The organism is Streptomyces sp. CG 926 (genome assembly GCF_003148825.1).
Taxonomy (GTDB): Bacteria; Actinomycetota; Actinomycetes; order Streptomycetales; family Streptomycetaceae; genus Streptomyces.
In genome coordinates, this window is the sequence record NZ_QGGZ01000001.1 from 187,622 (window position 1) to 205,859 (window position 18,238).

The 18,238-nt window shown below is 74.4% G+C and carries 16 protein-coding genes; 10 read left to right on the forward strand and 6 right to left on the reverse strand.

Annotated features, from left to right (window positions below; genetic code table 11):
- Genes BCL76_RS00685 through BCL76_RS00710 form a run of 6 tightly spaced genes read left to right on the forward strand, consistent with a single transcriptional unit; the run spans position 1 to position 7,582 of the window.
- Positions 1-1,188, forward strand: a complete 1,188-nt coding sequence (locus tag BCL76_RS00685; protein WP_109777288.1) for a glycosyltransferase — start codon at positions 1-3, stop codon at positions 1,186-1,188.
- Entirely contained in the window at positions 1,185-3,050 is a 1,866-nt protein-coding gene (locus BCL76_RS00690) for a class I SAM-dependent methyltransferase (RefSeq protein ID WP_219933921.1), read from the forward strand. The genes BCL76_RS00685 and BCL76_RS00690 overlap by 4 nt, the downstream gene beginning before the upstream one ends.
- On the forward strand, positions 3,047-4,042 hold the full coding sequence (locus tag BCL76_RS00695) for a galactokinase (protein WP_258309166.1): 996 nt from the start codon (positions 3,047-3,049) through the stop codon (positions 4,040-4,042). Before BCL76_RS00690 ends, BCL76_RS00695 begins: the two co-directional genes overlap by 4 nt.
- Positions 4,043-4,089: 47 nt before the next feature.
- The gene (locus BCL76_RS00700) at positions 4,090-5,355 is read left to right on the forward strand and encodes an alkaline phosphatase family protein (protein ID WP_109777289.1); all 1,266 of its coding nucleotides are present in this window, start codon (positions 4,090-4,092) and stop codon (positions 5,353-5,355) included.
- Between the two features lie 22 nt (positions 5,356-5,377).
- Positions 5,378-6,649, forward strand: a complete 1,272-nt coding sequence (locus BCL76_RS00705) for an MFS transporter (RefSeq protein WP_375137866.1) — start codon at positions 5,378-5,380, stop codon at positions 6,647-6,649.
- 9 nt (positions 6,650-6,658) lie between these two features.
- On the forward strand, positions 6,659-7,582 hold the full coding sequence (locus BCL76_RS00710; RefSeq protein ID WP_109777290.1) for an SDR family oxidoreductase: 924 nt from the start codon (positions 6,659-6,661) through the stop codon (positions 7,580-7,582).
- Here BCL76_RS00710 and BCL76_RS00715 read toward each other — a convergent pair.
- Positions 7,573-8,364, reverse strand: coding sequence for an ATP-grasp domain-containing protein (locus tag BCL76_RS00715; protein ID WP_109778271.1), 792 nt, complete (start codon positions 8,362-8,364; stop codon positions 7,573-7,575). The genes BCL76_RS00710 and BCL76_RS00715 overlap by 10 nt on opposite strands.
- Before the next feature lie 196 nt (positions 8,365-8,560).
- Here BCL76_RS00715 and BCL76_RS00720 point away from each other — a divergent pair, with 196 nt between their 5' ends.
- Complete coding sequence (locus BCL76_RS00720; protein ID WP_109777291.1) at positions 8,561-9,304, forward strand: TetR/AcrR family transcriptional regulator; 744 nt, start codon at positions 8,561-8,563, stop codon at positions 9,302-9,304.
- Between the two features lie 38 nt (positions 9,305-9,342).
- Here the strand turns inward: BCL76_RS00720 and BCL76_RS00725 are convergent, their stop codons facing one another.
- Positions 9,343-10,464, reverse strand: a complete 1,122-nt coding sequence (locus tag BCL76_RS00725) for an enoyl-CoA hydratase/isomerase family protein (RefSeq protein ID WP_181382384.1) — start codon at positions 10,462-10,464, stop codon at positions 9,343-9,345.
- On the opposite strand from BCL76_RS00725, the gene BCL76_RS00730 reads away from it, so the two are divergent.
- The 3 genes from BCL76_RS00730 to BCL76_RS00740 all read left to right on the forward strand — a co-directional run bounded on the left by BCL76_RS00730 (position 10,463) and on the right by BCL76_RS00740 (position 13,846).
- Positions 10,463-11,026, forward strand: coding sequence for a dihydrofolate reductase family protein (locus tag BCL76_RS00730; protein ID WP_109777293.1), 564 nt, complete (start codon positions 10,463-10,465; stop codon positions 11,024-11,026). The two genes, BCL76_RS00725 and BCL76_RS00730, sit on opposite strands and share 2 nt — an antisense overlap.
- Before the next feature lie 172 nt (positions 11,027-11,198).
- Positions 11,199-11,780 (forward strand): hydrolase, encoded by a 582-nt coding sequence (locus BCL76_RS00735; RefSeq protein ID WP_109777294.1) that lies wholly within the window; start codon positions 11,199-11,201, stop codon positions 11,778-11,780.
- An 80-nt stretch (positions 11,781-11,860) separates the two neighbouring features.
- Positions 11,861-13,846 carry a CASTOR/POLLUX-related putative ion channel gene (locus tag BCL76_RS00740; RefSeq protein WP_109777295.1) on the forward strand — a complete coding sequence of 662 codons (1,986 nt, stop codon included), beginning with the start codon at positions 11,861-11,863 and terminating at the stop codon, positions 13,844-13,846.
- Positions 13,847-13,874: 28 nt separating this feature from the next.
- On the opposite strand, the gene BCL76_RS00745 is transcribed toward BCL76_RS00740, so the two are convergent.
- From BCL76_RS00745 to BCL76_RS00760, 4 genes are all read right to left on the reverse strand, one after another.
- Complete coding sequence (locus BCL76_RS00745; RefSeq protein ID WP_109777296.1) at positions 13,875-15,836, reverse strand: flavin monoamine oxidase family protein; 1,962 nt, start codon at positions 15,834-15,836, stop codon at positions 13,875-13,877.
- Positions 15,837-15,968: 132 nt separating this feature from the next.
- Positions 15,969-16,706: a carbonic anhydrase gene (locus BCL76_RS00750; protein WP_258309167.1), complete on the reverse strand. Its 738-nt coding sequence runs from the start codon at positions 16,704-16,706 to the stop codon at positions 15,969-15,971.
- Between the two features lie 61 nt (positions 16,707-16,767).
- Positions 16,768-17,304, reverse strand: coding sequence for an NADPH-dependent FMN reductase (locus BCL76_RS00755; RefSeq protein WP_109777298.1), 537 nt, complete (start codon positions 17,302-17,304; stop codon positions 16,768-16,770).
- Entirely contained in the window at positions 17,304-18,170 is an 867-nt protein-coding gene (locus BCL76_RS00760; RefSeq protein ID WP_219933922.1) for a helix-turn-helix transcriptional regulator, read from the reverse strand. The genes BCL76_RS00755 and BCL76_RS00760 overlap by 1 nt, the downstream gene beginning before the upstream one ends.
- Between the last annotated feature and the right edge of the window lie 68 nt (positions 18,171-18,238).

Below are 18,238 nucleotides of genomic sequence, written 5' to 3' on the forward strand. Positions count from 1 at the left end.
GTGCTGTTCACCGTGCCGCCGCTGGCGGGGCACGTCAATCCGACCGTGGCCGTCGGCGCCGAACTGGTCGCCCGGGGACATGAGATCGCCTGGACGGGGCCGCCCTCGGCGCTGGCCCGGCTGCTGCCCGCGCAGGCCCGGATCCTGCCCGCCGGGGAGGAGCTTGGCGCCGGCGGGTACGCGGCGCTGCACGAGAGCTGGCGCGACCTGCGCGGGGTGGGCGCGCTGAGGTTCCTGTGGGAGGAGGCGTTGGTGCCGCTGGCCCGGGCGATGGTTCCCGGGGTCGCCCGGGCCGTCCGTGCCTTCGGGCCGGACGTACTGGTCGCCGACCAGCAGGCACTGGCCGGGCCACTGGTGGCCCGGCGGCTCGGTGTCCCGTGGGCGACCTCGGCGAGTACCTCGGCCGAGCTGACCCGGCCCTTCGCGGACTTCCCGAAGGTCGGGGAGTGGGTGGCCGGCCAGATCTCCGGGCTGCTCGCGGAGTTCGGCGCCGGGCGGGACCAGGTGCGGGATCCGGGCAAGGGGCCGGGCTGGGACCCCCGCTTCTCCGAGCGGCTGGTTCTCGTCTTCTCCACTCCCGAACTCGTGGGCTCGGTGGCCGACTTCCCGCCCCACTACGCCTTCGTGGGACCGGCCTTCGGGGCCCGTCCGGCGGCGCCCGGATTCCCCTGGCAGCGGCTGGACCCGGCGCGGCGGCGGGTGCTGGTGTCCTTGGGCACCCTCAACCAGGCGGCCGGGGCCCGCTTCTACGGAGCGGTGCTGGGCGCCGCCGAACGGCTGGCCGAAGACGTCCAGTTCGTCCTGGCCGCGCCCCCTGCCCTGGTGGGGGCCGTACCGGACCATGTCCTGCTCCAGGAGAGCGTCCCGCAACTGGAGCTGCTGCCCCACCTGGACGCGGTGGTCTGTCACGCGGGCCACAACACCGTCTGCGAGGCCCTCGCACACGGCCTGCCGCTGGTCGTCGCCCCGATCCGCGACGACCAGCCGATCGTGGCCCGGCAGGTGACCCTGGCCGGGGCCGGCGTCCGGGTGCGGTTCGGCCGGACCCGGGCCGAGGAACTACGTGACGCGCTCACCGCCGTGCTGGACGACCCCGGCCCCCGCCGGGCCGCACGGCGGATCCAGGCCTCATTCGCCGCGGCGGGCGGTGCCGCCGCCGCGGCCGACCGGTTGGAGAAACTGCTATGACGCCTCCCCCGCTCTCGCGGGTCCCCTGGACCTCCGTCCTGTTACTGGTCGCCCTCGGCGCGGGCACCGTGCGCGCCAGGCGCCGACTGCGGGCGATCCCGGTGCTGCCGCCGACCCCGCCCGCCGCGGCCGGGGTGTCGCGCGCCGCCGGGTGGCGGCTGCTCACCGCCCGGGGGGTCGAGCCGGATGCGGCCACCTTCCTGGCCGCCTGCGCGTACGCCGAGGCGGAGGGCCTACGGGTGCTGGACCTGCTGCCCGCGGACCTGCCCGCCGAGCGGGCGCTGGGGCTGCTGCGCCTGGTAGACCCGGCCCGGTACCGGCAGGACCGGCTCGCCGCGGGCCGCGGGGCCGGATTCGCCGTCCTCGTCACCGAGGAGGTGTTGGCCCGGGCCGGGGAGGATCCGGCCGGCCCGCGCCCGGAGCCGGCGGAACTGCTGGCGCTGACCCGCCGGTTGAAGGAGTACGCCGCCGACGCCACGGGACTGGCCATCGCCCCCGGCCTCAGCTGTGGTGGGGTCGGGGAGCCCGGGGGGCCGGCGCGGGCCGCCGAGCTGCGGGCCCAGGGGCTGCCGCCGGGGGCGCTGGCCGCCGCGCAGCTCGGTGGGCTGGCGCTTCTGGCGGGGGTCGCCGTGCGCCAGGGCCGGTGGGGCGCCGCCGCGGCCGGGCTGTACTGGCTCCAGCCGTCCCTGGTCCTCGGCGGTCCGCGTTCTCCGCTGCGCCCGGCCGGTCTGGGCCGGGCCACGGCGGCCCGGCCGGTGCGCTCCCTCGGCGCCGGCCTGCGTACGGCCGCGGCCGCCGGCCGGGACTCCCCCTCGGGCGGTGCGCAGGAGGTCGCACGGGCCGCCGCGTACCGGGCGGACCTGGCCGCGGGCGTCGACCGGTTCCTCGAACCGCGCCGCGCGGACTGCCCGTGGTGCGGGTCCGACCGGCTCACCGTCCAGGTCCGGGTACCGGACCTGCTCCAGGGCAAGCCGGGCCGGTTCACGCTGGAGCGGTGCGGGGAGTGCCGGCACGTCTTCCAGAATCCCCGCCTGAGCCTGGAGGGGCTGGAGTTCTACTACCGGGACTTCTACGACGGGCGCGGCGGCGAGGGCACCGGCGTCGTCTTCGGCACGCAGGGCGCCGCCTACCGGGGGCGCGCCGAGATGCTCCTCCCGCACGCCGACCCGGCGTCCTGGCTCGACGTCGGCACCGGGCACGGCCACTTCTGCAACGCGGCGCGGAGCGTCTGGCCGCGGACCCGGTTCGACGGGCTCGACATGGGCGACGGGGTGCGCGAGGCGGAGCGGCGCGGCTGGGTGGAGACCGGATACCTGGGCCAGTTCCCGGAGTTCGCCCCGAAGTTGGCGGGCCAGTACGAGGTGGTCAGCATGTACCACTACCTGGAGCACACCCGGGAGCCGCTCGCCGAGCTGGACGCGGCGGCCACCGTCCTCGCCCCCGGTGGATTCCTCGCCATCGAGCTGCCCGACCCCGAGTCGCGGATGGCCCGGCTCATCGGGCCGTTCTGGCTGCCCTGGTTCCAGCCCCAGCACCAGCATCTGATGCCAGCGGCCAATCTGCGCGAGGCGCTGGCCGACCGGGGGTTCACCGTGGTCGCCGAGGAGCACGGCCCGGCCCACCAGGGCAACGACTTCTTCGGCGCGGTCGCCCTCGCGGCGACGCGGCTGTCCCCGGATCCGGACCGGCCGTGGGGCCCGGGGCCGACGCCGCGCGCCCGGCTGCTCGCCCACGCCGTACGGGTGGTCGCGCTGCCGTGCTTCGCCGCCGCGGTGGCCCTCGACACGGTGCGCGCGGCGGCGGCCCGGCGTACGGACGGCGGGAACGCGTACCGGATGTTGGCCCGCAAGGACGCCCCGTGACGGGCGCGGAACCCGCCGCCCTCGTGGTGAGGTCCGGGGCCGGCGGTACCACCGGGGCCGGGTCCCCGCCCGCCCCCGGCACCGGGGACCGCGCCGGCGGGGACCTGGCCCGGCGGGCGACGGCCGACCCGCTGTACCGCCTGGTCGCCTATGCCCTGGAGGCCGCACACGGGCGGCCACCGGCCGCCGTGTGGAGCGCCCCCTACGCCTTCCACCTGGGCTCCCCCGGGCTGGTCGCGGCGGCCGGTTGGCCCACGGCGGCCGCCGCGGCCCCGCGCACGGACGGGCTGGTGCGGCTCAGCTCCCTCGGTCATCCCGCGGACAGCTGCGATCTGCCGCTGACCCTGTCGGGGCCGCCGCCCGCCGCCCCCGCCTGGGCGGTCCGGCCGTACGCGGTACTGCGGGCGCTGGCCCGGGCCGGGTACGGCCTGGGCGGGACCGACCTGCACGTGCAGGGCTCGCTGACGGCGGCGGCCGGGCTGGCCACGGCCGAGCCCGCGGACTGCGCGGTGGCGCTGGCGGTGGCCGACGTGCACACGGCGGCGGGTGAGTCGCCGGACCGCGAGCGGCTGGCCCGGCTGTTGGCCGGAGCGCTCCCGGACGGGGACGACGGCCTGCGCCGGGCGGTGCTCTTCGCCCGGTCCGGCCGGGCCCTGCTGCTGAGCGCGCGGCCCGGGCGGCGCCGGCGCCACGTCGCCTTCGACCCGGCGGCCTCGGGAGCGCGGCTGGTGCTGGTCGCCGTACGCGGGGAGGCCGCGGACCGACCTCGGGAGCTGGCGCGGGCCGTCGCCTGCGCCCGCCGGGCCGGGGCACTGAGCGCCTGGCCGCCGGGGCCGGGGCCCGAGCCGGGGCGGAGCGCGCTGGTGCTGCTCCCCGCGTCCCGGACGGCGGCGGTGCGGGCCGCGGTGGCGGAGGACTTCCGCGACCGGGGGCGGCCCGTACCGCGGTTCCTGAACATCGCCGTGGCCGGTGCGGCCCGGCGCGAGGAATGACCACGCCCCGGGGCCTGCCCCGGGCGACACCGAGGAGGACGACACCCATGCCCACCCTTCGACCCTCACCGACGGCGCGCGCGAGACGCGGGGCCCGATGGCCGGCGCTCGTGGCCGGGATCGGCGCGCTCGGTCTGCTGGGCGCCTTCACGGTGGCCAACTCCCAGGCCGCCGTGCCTGGTTCGGCTGCCGCGCCGGCGGCGGCCGCGCTGCCGACGTACGACCACGTGGTGGTCGTCGTGTACGAGAACAAGCAGTACGGGGAGATCATCGGCAGCGCGAACGCCCCGTACATCAACCAGTTGGCGAACGGCGGCGCGAGCCTGACCGGTATGAAGGCGCTGACCCACCCCAGCCAGCCGAACTACTTCAACCTCTTCTCCGGCGCCACCCAGGGCATCACCGGCGACGGCTGCTACACCCCGCAGTCGATGACGGCGCCGAACCTCGGCCAGGAGCTGATCGCGGCCGGCAAGACCTTCGCGACGTACAACGAGGACCTGCCGAGCGAGGGGTCCACGGCCTGCACGAACGGCCAGTACGCGCAGAAGCACAACCCGTGGTTCGCCTTCAAGAACGTACCGCTGAACACGGGCAAGACCTGGACGCAGTTCCCCCAGAACAACTTCGCGGCGCTGCCGAACCTCTCCTTCGTGGTCCCCAACCAGTGCAACGACATGCACTCGTGCTCGGTGGGCACGGGTGACACCTGGACCCGGAACAACCTGGACGCCTACGCGCAGTGGGCGAAGGCCAACAACAGCCTGCTGGTGCTGACCTGGGACGAGGACAACTACCTGGGCTCGAACCAGATCGCCACCGTCTTCCACGGCGCGAAGGTCAAGACGGGCAGGTACGCGACGGCTTTCAACCACCACCATCTGCTGCGGACCTTCGAGGACCTCTTCGGGACGGCGACGCACGCGGGCAACGCGGCGAACGTCGCGCCGATCACCGAGGTCTTCGACACCTCGACGAACCCGACCCCCACTCCCACCCCGACGCCCACGCCGACCCCGACGCCCACGCCCACGCCCACGCCGACCGCAGGCGGTCTGCAGCTGGCCAGTCCCGGCCCGCAGACCTGCAAGTTCAACCAGTCCTGCACCATCCAGCTCAGCGCCACCGGCGGCAGACCTCCGGTCCGGTACGCGGCCACCGGCCTGCCCTGGGGCCTGACCGTCGACGCCGGCTCCGGCCGGATCAGCGGGAAACCGTGGGGCAGCGGCACGGTCCAGATCACCGCGACCGCCACCGACTCCACGGGCACCACCGTCACGGCCGCGTTCCCGCTCACCGTCAACTGGTTCTGACCGGCCGACCCCGGAGGCATCCGTGTACCTGTCGACCAGCCGGGCCTCGGACATCGCCGGGGCCACCCCGGCCCCGAAGGGCCCCCTGCGGGCCGTCCCCGGCACGGTGTTCGCCCTCGGGCTGGTCAGCCTGGTCACGGACGTCTCCGCGGAGATGGTCACCGCCGTCCTGCCCTTGTACCTGATGGCCGGACTCGGTATGTCCCCGCTCGCGTTCGGCGCCCTGGACGGTCTGCACCAGGGCGCCACCGCGGTGCTGCGCCTCGCGGGCGGGCGGATCGCCGACCGCACCCGGCGCCACAAGCTCGTCGCGGGCACCGGCTACGCGCTGTCCGCCGCCTGCAAGGCGGCCCTGCTCCTCGTCGCCACCCCCTGGTCGGTGGCGGCGGTGCTCGCCGCCGACCGGACCGGCAAGGGCCTGCGCACCGCCCCGCGCGATGCGCTGATCTCGTTGTCCGTGCCACCCGGCGAGCAGGGCCGGGCCTTCGGTGTGCACCGCGCGCTGGACACGGCGGGGGCCCTGCTGGGGCCACTGGCCGCGTTCGGTGTGCTGTGGGTGGCGGTGGACGGGTACGCGGCCGTGTTCACCGTGAGCTGCTGCGTCGCCGTGCTGGGCGTGGTGCTGCTCGCCCTCTTCGTCCGGGAGGCCCCGGCGCCCGCCCCGACGGCGGGCCCGGCGCCGGTCGGGGCGGCCCGTCCCGCGCCGCCTCCGGTACGGACCCTGCTGCGCCTGCCCGTCCTGCGCGGGCTCTGTCCGACCGCGGCCGTGCTCGGCCTGTTCACGGTCGGCGACGGCTTCCTCTACCTGCTGCTCCAGCGCCGGCTGGACCTCTCCGACGCGTACTTCCCGTTGCTGCCCGTCGGTACGGCGGCCGTGTTCCTGGCGGCCGCACTGCCGGTGGGCCGGCTCGCCGACCGGCTGGGCCGGCGCCGGGTCTTCCTCGGCGGGCACGTACTGCTGCTCGGCGCCTACCTGTTGCTCCTGGTCCCGGTACCGGCCGGGGCGCCGCTGGTCGTCGGTGTGCTCGCGGCGCTCGGCCTGTTCTACGCGGCCACCGACGGGGTGCTGATGGCCGCCGCGGGGCCGCTGCTGCCCGCCGGGCTGCGCACGACCGGGCTCGCGGTGCTCCAGACCACCCAGGCATCGGCCCGGTTCGCGGGGTCCCTGCTGTTCGGTTCGGCCTGGACCCTGTGGGGGCCGGGCGCGGCGCTGGGGCCGGCGGCGACCGGGCTGCTGCTGTCGCTGGTGGCGGTCGCCGTGTTCGGCGGGACCCGGGCGGACCGGCCGTCGTAGGGTCGGGCCATGCCGGAAACACAGCGAACTCTCGAAGGCAAGGTGGCCCTGGTGGCCGGGGCGACGCGCGGCGCGGGCCGGGGCATCGCGGTCCAGTTGGGCGCACAGGGCGCGACGGTGTACGTGTCGGGGCGCAGCACCCGGGGCCGGCGCTCCGAGTACGACCGGCCCGAGACGATCGAGGAAACGGCCGAGCTGGTCACGGCGGCGGGCGGCCAGGGCATCCCGGTGGTCGCCGACCATCTGGTGGCGGCGGAGGTCGAGGCCCTGGTCGGGCGGATCGACGCGGAACAGGGCCGCCTGGACGTCCTGGTCAACGACATCTGGGGCGGGGAGCTGCTCTTCGAGTGGGAGAGCACGGTCTGGGAGCACGACCTGGACAAGGGGCTGCGGCTGCTGCGGCTGGCTGTGGAGACCCATGCCGTCACCAGCCATTTCGCGGTGCCGTTGCTGCTGCGCGAGCCGGGCGGGCTGGTGGTGGAGATGACGGACGGCACCGCCGAGTACAACGCGGCCAACTACCGGGTGTCGTTCTTCTACGACATCGCCAAGTCCTCGGTCCTGCGGATGGCGTTCGCGCTGGGGCACGAGCTGGGGCCGCGCGGGGCGACGGCGGTGGCGCTGACCCCGGGCTGGCTGCGGTCGGAGATGATGCTGGACAACTTCGGTGTGACGGAGGCGAACTGGCGGGACGCCCTCACGAAGGTCCCGCACTTCGCCATCTCCGAGACCCCGTCGTACGTGGGCCGGGCGGTCGCGGCGCTGGCCGCGGACCCGGAGGTGGCCCGCTGGAACGGCGCGTCCCTCTCCAGCGGGCAGCTCGCGCAGGTCTACGGATTCACGGACCTGGACGGCAGCCGGCCGGACTGCTGGCGCTACATGGTCGAGGTCCAGGACCCGGACCGCCCGGCGGACACCACCGGCTACCGCTGAAGGGTCCGGGCGAACGGCAGGTCCGCCGGGGCGGTTTCGGCCGTGGGTCCGGCGGCCCGTAGGACGACGTCCAGCACCCGCTCGGGATCGCAGGCGTACCCTCCGCTGGACCAGGCAGGGTTGGCCTCGACGGCCGCCCATCCGCCCTCGGCCGACAGCCCGACGTCCACCACCGCGGCCGAGGGCAGCGAGCCGTCGCAGGCCGCCAGCAGTTCGACGGCGAAGGCGTGGACCTCCGCCGCGTACGGGTCCACGGCGAGCGGCGCCGGGTCGAGCCGGGGCCCCACCGCGTAGCGGCTGCCGTCGTGCACGGCTCCGTCCAGGACGAACAGCCGGTATTCGCGGTCGAACCGGACGATGTCGCTGACCAGCACCGGCAGGTCGTCGTCGAAGGCGTCCGGGCCGGGCAGTCGCGAGCCGTCCGGATAGATCCGGGCCGGGAAGAACTTGTCGGTCGGCGGTTTGACGAAGGCCGGCCGGCGCAGTCGCCGCGCCTCGGCCAGGGTGACGGCCTCGACCCGGCGCCCGGTCAGCGCGAGCGGCAGTTCCGCGAGCCAGTCGGCGGGCGGTTCCAACGCGGTGACGTCCAGTGCGCGGGCCACCCGGTCGGCCAGCAGCGGCCCCCCGTAGAGGTGGGTGCGCCCGGCGTCCCGAGCTCCGTCGGGCACCCGCCAGTCCTCCGCGGTCACCGCGCGCAGCCCGCGCCCCGTGGCCGCCTCGGTGAGGCGTTGGCGCGTATCGGAGGCGCGGGGGGCGAGGAGCAGGACGCGGTCGTCGTTCATGCGGCCCATGGTGCCCTGCCCCGGGTCGGGCGGGACAGCGGATATCCGGGCCGGGCGGCGGCGAGAGGGTCCCCCCGACCACCCGTCACCTGCGGCAATGCCCGCTTCTCGGGACGGAGTCGGACGCCGTGCACACCCCGTGGCCGAGCGGGTGCGGGCTGCGTACGGTGTTCGCGGGGTCGGTTAGGGTGGCGGTATGTCAGCAGCCGAGCCGCAGACCCGTCCCTCCTCCCCGGCCGCGCCCGCCGACGGCTCCGTCCGGACGCCCCCGCGTCGCAAGGAGCGGCAGCCCGCGCTCAGCCGGACCCAGATCGTCGCGGCGGCCGTCCGGCTCCTCGACGCGGAGGGCATCGAGGAGCTCAGCATGCGCAAGCTCGGCGCCGGGATGGGCGCCGCGGCCACCTCTCTGTACCGGCATGTGACCGGCAAGGACGAGCTGATCGAGCTGGTCCTGGACGAGGTGTACGGCGAGCTGGAGGTGCCCGGGGCGACGAGCCCGGCCGAGTGGCGCGAGGCCGTCTCGCGCAGTGGCCACGACCTGCGCGCGCTGACCTTGCGTCACCCCTGGGTGGCCTCGGTGATCGGCCGGGCGGGGCCGGCGCACCTCGGTCCGAACCTGACGCGCGTGTCGGAGCGGATGCTGGCCCTCCTGCGGGCGGGCGGCTTCCCGGCGGACGAGGCGGACCTCGCGCTGCGGGCGGTCATCTCCTACGTGGTCGGCGCCACGACCGGCGAGGCCGCCCACCTCTCGCGGCTCGCCCGCGGCGGGCGGAGCGAGCGGGACTGGCCGGCGGTCCCGCGCCCGGCCGCCGCCCGGCCGGCAGGCGTCGACCAGGCGGCGAAGCAGGGCCGGGACCCGCGAAGGCTGCGCGAGGAGAACTTCGACTACGGACTCCAGCGGGTCCTGGACGGCCTGCAGACGCGGCTCGTGCGCATCTGAGTCGTCGGAGGGGCGTCGGAGGGTCGTCGGAGGGGGCCCTACAGCGGACGCAGTTCGCGGTCCTCGCCGAGCGGGGCGAAGAAGGCCTCCACGTCCGCGCCGCTCACCTCGGCCAGGGTCGCCGGGGACCAACGCGGAGTGCGGTCCTTGTCGACGACCTGGGCCCGGATGCCCTCGACCAGGTCGGGCGCGGTCAGCGCGTTGCAGGAGACCCGGAACTCCTGGACCAGCACCCGCTCCAGCGGGCCGAGCGCCACGGCCCGGCGCAGCGCGGCGAGGGTGACCTTGAGGGCGGTCGGGGACTTGGCCAGGATGGTCTCGGCTGCCTCCTTGGCGGCGGGCTCCCCCTGGCCGAGCAGCCGCTCCACGATCTCCTCGACGGTGGCGGCCGCATAACAGTGGTCGATCCAGCCGCGCCGGTCGGCGAGTTCGCCGGGCCCGGGGGTGGCGGCGTACCGCGGGAGCACCTCGTGCGCGGGCGCTCCGGCCAGGTCGGCGGTCAGTTCCGGGAGCCGGTCGGCCGGTACGAAGTGGTCGGCGAGCCCGCACAGCAGCGCGTCGGCGGCGCCGACGGCGGTACCGGTGAGGGCGAGGTGCGTGCCGAGTTCGCCGGGGGCGCGGCCGAGCAGGTAGGTACCGCCGACGTCGGGGACGAAGCCGATGCCGGTCTCGGGCATGGCGACGCGGGAGCGTTCGGTGACGATCCGGACCGAGCCGTGGGCGGAGACGCCGACGCCGCCGCCCATGGTGATGCCGTCCATGAGGGCGACGTAGGGCTTGGGATAGCGGGCGATGCGGGCGTTGAGCCGGTACTCGTCGCGCCAGAAGTCGGCGGAGGCGGTGTTCCCGGCCTTGGCGTCGTCATGGATGGCGCGGATGTCCCCGCCGGCGCACAGCCCGCGCTCACCGGCGCCGCGGATCAGGACCTGCTGGACGGCGGGATCGTCCGCCCACGCGGCGAGGGCCTCGTCGATGCGGATCACCATGGGGTGGGTGAGGGCGTTGAGGGCCTTGGGGCGGTTGAGGGTGACCACCCCGGTCCGGCCGTCGGTGTGGAACAGCACGGTGTGCGCGTCTTCGGTCTTCACACCGGCCAGTATCGCCGCGACCCGCGCCGCTCCCACCGCGGGGCGCTCCCGGGGCGTACCGTGGTCGGCCATGCGGAAGATCGTGCTGATGGCGGGGATGTCGCTCGACGGGTTCATCGAGGGACCGGACCGGGACATCGGCTGGCACCAGGTCGACGAAGAGCTGCACCAGCACATGAACGACGTGCTCCGCCCGATGGGCGGTTTCATCAGCGGCCGTGTGACGCACGAGTTGATGGCGGACTACTGGCCGACCGCGGACGCCGATCCCGCGAACGCCGGTTCGGTGGCGGAGTTCGCGGAGATCTGGCGGTCCAAGCCCAAGTACGTGTATTCGCGCACCCTGCGGTCGGCCGAGTGGAACACCACCGTCGTGCGGGACGTCGTGCCCGAGGAGGTCGCCGCGCTCAAGGCGGCCCCGGGCGGCGACCTGACGCTGAGCGGGTCCGATCTCGCCACCTCGTTCCTGCGCCAGGACCTCGTGGACGCGTACCGGATCTATGTGCACCCGGTGCGGATCGGGCGGGGCAAGCCGCTCTTCCCGACCCTCGACTACAGTCCGACGGCCCTGCGGCACACCGACACCCACACTTTCGGCAACGGCGTCGTGCTGCTGCGCTACGAGCGCATGTAGCTCCCCGGCGGCTGCCCGAAGGGCCGCCGAAACCGGTGATCGGCGCTGTCGTGGGCGCCGGCCCCGCGGTTGCCGGAGCCGACGGTCAGTCCCGGAGCGCGGGGGATCGGTGGGGCGGCCTTATAGGTTTGCGCCCTATAGGCCCTATGCACCCATTGCCGGAGGAGACCTCATGACCGCCGAACCCCACCGCCTCACCCTCGGCGGGGACACCGCCCTGGTTCTCATCGACCTCCAGACGGGCATCCTCGACCGGCCCGCCGCGAAGCCCACTCCGGAGATCCTGGGGAAGGGGATCGCGCTCGCCGAGGCGTTCCGCGCCCACCGGCTGCCCGTGGTGCTGGTCAAGGTGGCGTGGTCCCCGGACGGCGGTGACCTGCCCACCGCGAACGTGGACCGCCCCGGCCCGGCCGCCGCCCCGCCCGCGGCCTTCTCCGAGATCCCCGCCGAACTGGCCGCCCTCGGAGACGTGGTCGTCACCAAGCGCCACTGGGGCGCCTTCACCGGTACCGAGTTGGACCTCCAGCTGCGCCGCCGCGGCATCCACCGCATCGTGCTGGCCGGCATCTCCACCAGCGTCGGCGTCGAGTCCACCGCCCGTACGGCGTGGGAGCTCAGCTACGACCTGGTCTTCGCGGAGGACGCCACCGCCGACACCGACGCCGACTCCCACGCCCACACCTTCGGCAAGATCTTCCCGCGCATCGGCAAGATCAGCACCACGGACGAGATCATCGCGGCCCTGGACTCCTGACCCGCGCCCGGGCGTGGGCGGTTCACCCGTAACCGTGCGGGCGCCCGTGGGTTAGCAGCGCGGAAGACGAGGGAGTTCTCATGGCGCAGCGGCACACGACGACCTTGAGGCTGCGCCTGCGGTACCGGTTCGACAATCTGGTGGCCGGGGGAACCGCCGCGCTCATCGGCTGGTTCGCCCTGGCCTGCCTCGCCGTCGTGGTCCCGGCGAGCACGGTGCTGGTCTGGGCCGACCGGGCCGCGCCGGCGACCCTCTCCGGCCGGCTCGCCGCCGTATGGGTCAGCGTCGGACAGACCCTCAAGATCGGGGGCGCGGTCGGATCTCCCCTCTACGTACTGGCCTCGGTGGCACTCGCGCTGGTCGCCCTGCTGTTCGTGTCCACGCTGGTCGGTCTGATCACCACCGGGATCAACGGGCGCATCATGCTGCTTCGGCGCGGCCACTCCACCGTGATGGAATCCGGGCACACGGTCCTGCTGGGCTGGTCGGACCAGATCTTCCCGGTGGTCGGGGAACTGGTGGCCGCGAACGCCGATCAGCGCAGGTCGGCCATCGCCGTCCTCGCGCCGAAGGACAAGGTGGAGATGGAGGACGAGATCGCCACCTCCACCTCCGTCGCCGGCACGGCCACGGGCGGCACCGGCACCGGCACCGGCAGGACGCGGATCATCTGCCGCAACGGCCGTACCACCGACCCCGCGGAGCTGGCCCGGGTGAGCCCGCGCACCGCGAAGGCGGTACTCGTCCTGCCCCCCGAGGGGGACACCGGTGACGCTCAGGTGGTGAAGACCCTGCTCGCCCTCGACGCGGCGGTCCCCGAGCCCGACGGGGCGGTGGTCGTCGCCGCCGTGCGCGATACCCGCAACCATCTCACCGCCCGGCTGGCCGCCGGGCCCGGCGGGCACGTCCTGTGCGTCGACGACATCATCGCGCGGCTCCTCGTCCAGACCGCCCGCGAGCCCGGTCTGTCCCTCGTCTACCAGGAACTGCTCGACTTCGCGGGCGACGAGTTCTACGCCACCGCCGCCCAAGGCCTCGCCGGACGCACCTTCGGCGAGGCCCTCTCGGCGTTCACCACGTCCTCGGTGGTCGGTCTGCTGCGCGCCGACGGCACTGTCGCGCTCAATCCGGACCCCGGTACGGCGATCCGCGCGGACGACCGGATCATCCTCATCTCCCAGGACGACGACACGGCCGTCCCGGCGGACGCGTCCGCGTACGTCGACGAGGCCGCGATCGTCACGGCCCGCCCCCGGACGCCCGAGGCCGAACGGCTGCTGCTGCTCGGCTGGAACCGCCGCGCGCCGCTCGTCGTGGAGCAGCTCGACCAGTTCGTCGCCCCGGGGAGCACGCTGGACATCGTCTCGCTGGCCGACGTCGTGCGGATGCGCGGCGCATTCGGCCTCGCGAAGCCGCGCAGTCGCCTCGAAGTGGCCTTCCACGGCGGGGACATCACCGATCCCGAGGTGCTGACCAAGCTGGACGTGCCCTCCTACGACAGGGTGATCGTCATCGGCGAGACGGGCCACGAGCCCGTCCCCCACCCGGCGTCGCCGCCGGCCCACGCGATCGACCTCCGCCTCGCTCCGGAGACCGGGACACAGACGGACGACCGGACGCTGGTCACCCTGCTGCACCTGCGGGCGATCGGGGAGGCGGCGGGGCGGGAGCTGTCGCTCACCACCGAGATGTCCGACGACGGGAACCGGCTGCTGGCGCCCGCCCGGGCGGGCGCCGACTTCATCGTCAGCGGCCGGCTGATCAGTCTCCTCATGACCCAGATCTCGGAGAGCCCCTATCTGGCCGCCGTCTTCGAGGAGTTGTTCCAGGCGGAGGGCCACGAGCTGCACCTGAAGCCGGTCGCGGACTACGTGCGCACCGATCGCGAGGTGGCGTACGCGACCCTCGTCGAGTCGGCGCGCCGGCGCCGCGAATGCGCGGTCGGCTACCGGCTGCGCGCCGAGGTCGCCGTAGGCCCGGCGTACGGGGTGCGGCTCAATCCGGACAAGGGGCAGCGGGTCCGCTTCGGCGCGCACGACTGGCTGATCGTGCTCGCCGAGAGCTGAGAGCCCGCGCCCGGTGGCCGCCCGCAGGTCAGAGCGTCGAGTGGACCTCCAGGGCGGTGCGTACCGCGGACTCCAGGGCTCCCTCGATCCACGCCGGCTTGATGGAGGTGTGGCAGCCGGCGAAGTGCAGCTTCCCTTCGGCCTTGCGGACGTGGGGGAAGAGTTCGGTGTGCTGGCCGGGCAGCAGCACGGAGGCCTCGCCGTAGGCGTAGGGGTCGCGCATCCAGGACTGGGTGCGCCCGACGCCCGTGTAGAACACCTCGATCCGCTGCCCGAACACCTCCTGCACCCCGGCGAGCGCGCGCGGGTAGCGCTCCTCGTCGTCCAAGGAGTCCCACTTCAGGGCGTCGTCCGACCAGCTGTAGGAGGCGAGCACGACCCCGCCCGCGCTGCCCTCCACCGGGTAGGAGGGCTGGAACATGAAGCGGTTGGGGTTGTCGGTGGCCGAGCCGCCGCCGATGACGTGGGCCGCCTCGGGCTGGTCCCGGGTGACCGCACGGCAGGCGGCGTAGTGCGCCCGCTGGCCGCCGGAGATGCCGCGGTCGGACACGGAGGAGTGCGCGCCCAGCAGCGTGCCGTCCGTCGGGGTCTGCCCGAGCTGGTAGGCCCGGTACAGGCCGGGCTTGATCGCCTCCAGCTCGCGCTTCCAGTCGGCCTCCTCGAACTCCCACCAGCGGCGGCTGAATTCCAGCAGCACCTTGGTCGCCGCGTCGTAGTGCAGCTCGGTGACGGCGCGCCGCTTGCCGTACGAGAGCGCGGGTGAAACCGGGATGTGGCGCAGCCCGGAGAAGGGCACGGTGATGATCGCCGTGTCGCCGGTGAAGGTCTCGCGCCGCACGGGGCTGCCGCCGCGGCCCTCGGAGACGGTCTCGATGCTCACCCCGTCCTCGCCGTGGGCGATCCGGGTGGCGCGGCGGTCGAGCCGGACGAGGTCGTCGACGCGGGCGTAGAGGGCGTCGGCCAGGGTGGCGGTGCCGCCGGGCAGTTCGAAGAAGGCGGTGTCCGGGCTGATCAGCGAGGCCCCGATGAAGCTGTGCACGAAGGCGAGGTGCAGGCGGGAGGTGAGGTTCTCGACGGTGCCGATCAGGTCGATCGTCCGCTCGTCGAGCTTGGCCTCCTCGGTCAGGTAGCGGTACATCGACATGTGGCCGTAGCGCTGGATGACGCGCGCCCAGCCCTCGACGAGCTGCTTGTCCTGCTTGCCCTCGATCTCCTTGCGGACGGGGGCGAAGGCGTTGCGGACGATCTGCGCGGCGGGCACGCCTTCGTAGGCCGCCGGGACCCCGAAGGACTTGTTGAGGGCCTGCGGGCCGCGCGCGTAGTCGGCCCGGCGGACGCGGATGCCGTTGACGTAGATCCACGTACGGTAGGCGGGGCGGCCGGAGCCGTCGACATCGACGAGGTGGAAGCGCCTGCGCTTCAGGCCGAGGCTGTCGATCAGGCCGGTGACCAGCGGGTGGCTGTCGGGGATGCGCATCGCGCCGGCCTCGGCGTACTGCTTGGGGTCGGCGAAGGGGGCCGCGGCCCTCTCGTGGCCACCGGTACGGAAGGTCTTGATCCGCCCTCCCACCCGGTTGCCGTTGGCCTCGATGACGGTGACCTGGTGCCCGGCCTCGCGCAGCAGGTGGGCGGCGGTGAGCCCGGCGGGACCGGCGCCGACGATCAGTACCTTCTTGCGGGTACGGGAGCGGGGCAGGCCGTTCTTCAGCAGGATGTCGGAGTAACGGGGCACCAAGGGCTCGTCGTCCTCGTCGCGTACGAGGACGGCCCGGGCGATCGTCAGGCAGGTCTCCCAGTCGGGGCGGGCGGAACCGGAGGGCGCCTGCGGGGTCCCGGCGGACGCGGCGGCGACCGACAGGGCGCCGACTCCCGCGACGGCGGCCGCGCCGGCGATGACGGTACGGCGGGAGGGGCGGCGGGAGGACTCCGGGGCGGGCTCGCCGGAGGGGCCGGGCGTGGGGTCGGGCGCGGGCACGGGTTCGATGATCATGTATCAACTCTCCCGGCCCGCCGGTGCCTTGAGCGCCCGAAGCAGCCCGGGTGGGGAACTATCACCCGGACGTGCGGTTCGGGCCTCACGGTACTGACGAACGGGGATGCGGGCCGCACCGGAAGGGGCAGGTCAGCCGATCCGGCGCACCCGCTGGCTGGTGAGTTCGTAGCGGGCTCCGACGACGGCCAGGTCCCCGGCGGCGATCTTGGCGGCGAGCTCCGGTTCCGCGGCGAGCCGCGCCCGCACCAGCGTCACGTTCGCGGTGATCGCCGCGTCGATCCGCGCGGCCCCGCGCAGGGTGTGGTCGATCGCCGGGTGGATCTGGTCGACCAGGTACTGCATGTGGCCCGGCAGCGCGGGCCCGCCCTCGTCGGCCCGCACGGCCGCCGCGACCGCCCCGCACGACTGATGGCCGAGGACGACGATCAGCGGGATGCCGAGTTCGAGCACCCCGTACGCGATGCTGCCGAGCACCGCCTCGTCCAGGACCTCGCCGGCCGACCGGACCGTGAGCAGGTCGCCCAGGCCTTGGTCGAAGACCAGCTCCGGGGGGACTCGGGAGTCGACGCAGCCGAGCACGACGGCGAAGGGGTGCTGGCCGCCGACCAGCGTCTGCCGCACGGTCCGCGTCTCGTCGGGGTGCCGCTCGTGCAGGCCGCGCCAGCGCGCGTTCCCCGTCTCCAGTTCCCGCAGCGCGGACGCGGGGGTGGCGGGCCGGACCCTTCCTGGGCCCCCGGCGACGGGGTCCTGCGGGGGGTGGGGGGAACCGGCCACCAGGCCGGCTGCCAGGGCGACCGTGCCGGTCAGTACCACCCGGAGCAGCCGGCGCCGCCCGGGGCCGCTGCTCCCGTCCGTATGGATGCTCATATCAGAACAAACTATGCACATTCACTGCGGAAGCCTGGGTGCCGCTCTCGGACGGCACCCTTCAGCGAGGTGCCAGCAGCCGTCCGAGCACCGCGCCGAGCTGCTCGCGCACCCCTTCGTCGGTGATGATCCCGTCCGCCCCGACCGTGCCCCGGTCCACCGGGACGCTCACGCAGGCCGACTCCACGATGTCCGCGCCGGTGTAGCCCATTACCGTCCGCAGCGTGGCCTCCGCGCCCCGGCCCCGGCCGGCGGCGGCCGCGTTGACCCAGGCCACGGGCTTGTCGCAGATCTCGGTACCGCCGACCGTCCAGTCGAGCAGGTTCTTGAAGGAGCCGGGCAGGGTGCCCGCGTACTCCGGGGCGCAGATCAGGATCGCCGTCGCGGCGTCGATCGCCGCGCGCAGCTCCGCCACCGGGGCCGGCAACGGGTCGATGTCGTCGTCGGGGTTGAAGTGCGGCAGGGCGGCCAGGCCCGCGTAGAGCACGGTGCGCACGTGCGCGGGGGCCACGGCCTGGGCGGTGCGCAGGACGGACTCGTTGGAGGAACCGGTCCGCAGGCTTCCGGACAGCAGGAGGATCGAGGGGGACGTGGACATCAGACTCCTGCTTCCGCGTGGGATCGTCGGGTGCCGACGGGCCGGAGCAGGGCGAGGCGGTCGGCCGTGTCCGAACCGGGCGGTGGGGTGAAGAGGACGAGGCGCTGGTCCTCCTCCTGGGCGAGGAGCACCTGGCAGTCGAGGTCGACGGGGCCGACGACCGGGTGGACGACCCGCATCCGGCTGCGGCGGCGGACGGCGACCTCGTGCAGGTCCCACAGGGCGGCGAACTCCTCGACCTCCCGCAGGCGGTCCACGAGACGGGCGGCCACCGGGTCGGCAGCGCCCCGGCGGGCGACGGCCGCCCGCAGGTCCGCGACGTGCAACCGGCTGTAGTGGTCGTGTTCTTCGGGCGGATACGCCTCGCGCGCGGCCGGGTCGGCGAACCAGCGCCAGATCACGTTGCGGCCGTGCTCGGAGACCGTGCACACGCCGCCCAGCAGGGACCGTGCCAGGTCGTTCTGGGCCAGGACGTCACCCAGGTCTCCGAGCACCTGGGCCGCGGTGCCGGGCAGTTGGTCCAGCAGGTGCAGCAGGCCCGCGCCGACCTGGTCGCCACCGACCCGGCCGGCGGGCGGCCGGTGCCCGGCGAGCAGGTGGAGGTGGTCGCGTTCGTCGTCGCTGAGCCGCAGGGCGCGGGCCAGTGAGGAGAGGATCTGCGGTGACGGCTGCGGACCGCGGGCCTGCTCCATCCGCATGTAGTAGTCGGCCGACATCCCGGCGAGCTGGGCGACCTCCTCGCGCCGCAGCCCCGCCGTCCGCCGCCGCGGCCCGGCGGCCAGTCCCACGTCCGACGGGCGCACGCGGTCACGCGAACGGCGGAGGAAGTCGGCCAGTTCCCGGCGATCGATCGTCATGGAGATCATTCTGCCGGACCCGCCCGAGACCACCAGGACTCGCGGTCCTAGGTTCGAGCGGGCTCTCCCGCGCACGG

Coding starts and splice junctions, on each gene's coding strand:
- BCL76_RS00690 (WP_219933921.1), top strand. CDS start 1,185: ATGACGCCTCCCCCGCTCTCGCGGGTCCCCTGGACCTCCGTCCTGTTA.
- BCL76_RS00700 (WP_109777289.1), top strand. CDS start 4,090: ATGCCCACCCTTCGACCCTCACCGACGGCGCGCGCGAGACGCGGGGCC.
- BCL76_RS00710 (WP_109777290.1), top strand. CDS start 6,659: ATGCCGGAAACACAGCGAACTCTCGAAGGCAAGGTGGCCCTGGTGGCC.
- BCL76_RS00715 (WP_109778271.1), bottom strand. CDS start 8,364: ATGAACGACGACCGCGTCCTGCTCCTCGCCCCCCGCGCCTCCGATACG.
- BCL76_RS00720 (WP_109777291.1), top strand. CDS start 8,561: ATGTCAGCAGCCGAGCCGCAGACCCGTCCCTCCTCCCCGGCCGCGCCC.
- BCL76_RS00730 (WP_109777293.1), top strand. CDS start 10,463: ATGCGGAAGATCGTGCTGATGGCGGGGATGTCGCTCGACGGGTTCATC.
- BCL76_RS00725 (WP_181382384.1), bottom strand. CDS start 10,464: ATGGCCGACCACGGTACGCCCCGGGAGCGCCCCGCGGTGGGAGCGGCG.
- BCL76_RS00735 (WP_109777294.1), top strand. CDS start 11,199: ATGACCGCCGAACCCCACCGCCTCACCCTCGGCGGGGACACCGCCCTG.
- BCL76_RS00740 (WP_109777295.1), top strand. CDS start 11,861: ATGGCGCAGCGGCACACGACGACCTTGAGGCTGCGCCTGCGGTACCGG.
- BCL76_RS00745 (WP_109777296.1), bottom strand. CDS start 15,836: ATGATCATCGAACCCGTGCCCGCGCCCGACCCCACGCCCGGCCCCTCC.
- BCL76_RS00750 (WP_258309167.1), bottom strand. CDS start 16,706: ATGAGCATCCATACGGACGGGAGCAGCGGCCCCGGGCGGCGCCGGCTG.
- BCL76_RS00755 (WP_109777298.1), bottom strand. CDS start 17,304: ATGTCCACGTCCCCCTCGATCCTCCTGCTGTCCGGAAGCCTGCGGACC.
- BCL76_RS00760 (WP_219933922.1), bottom strand. CDS start 18,170: ATGATCTCCATGACGATCGATCGCCGGGAACTGGCCGACTTCCTCCGC.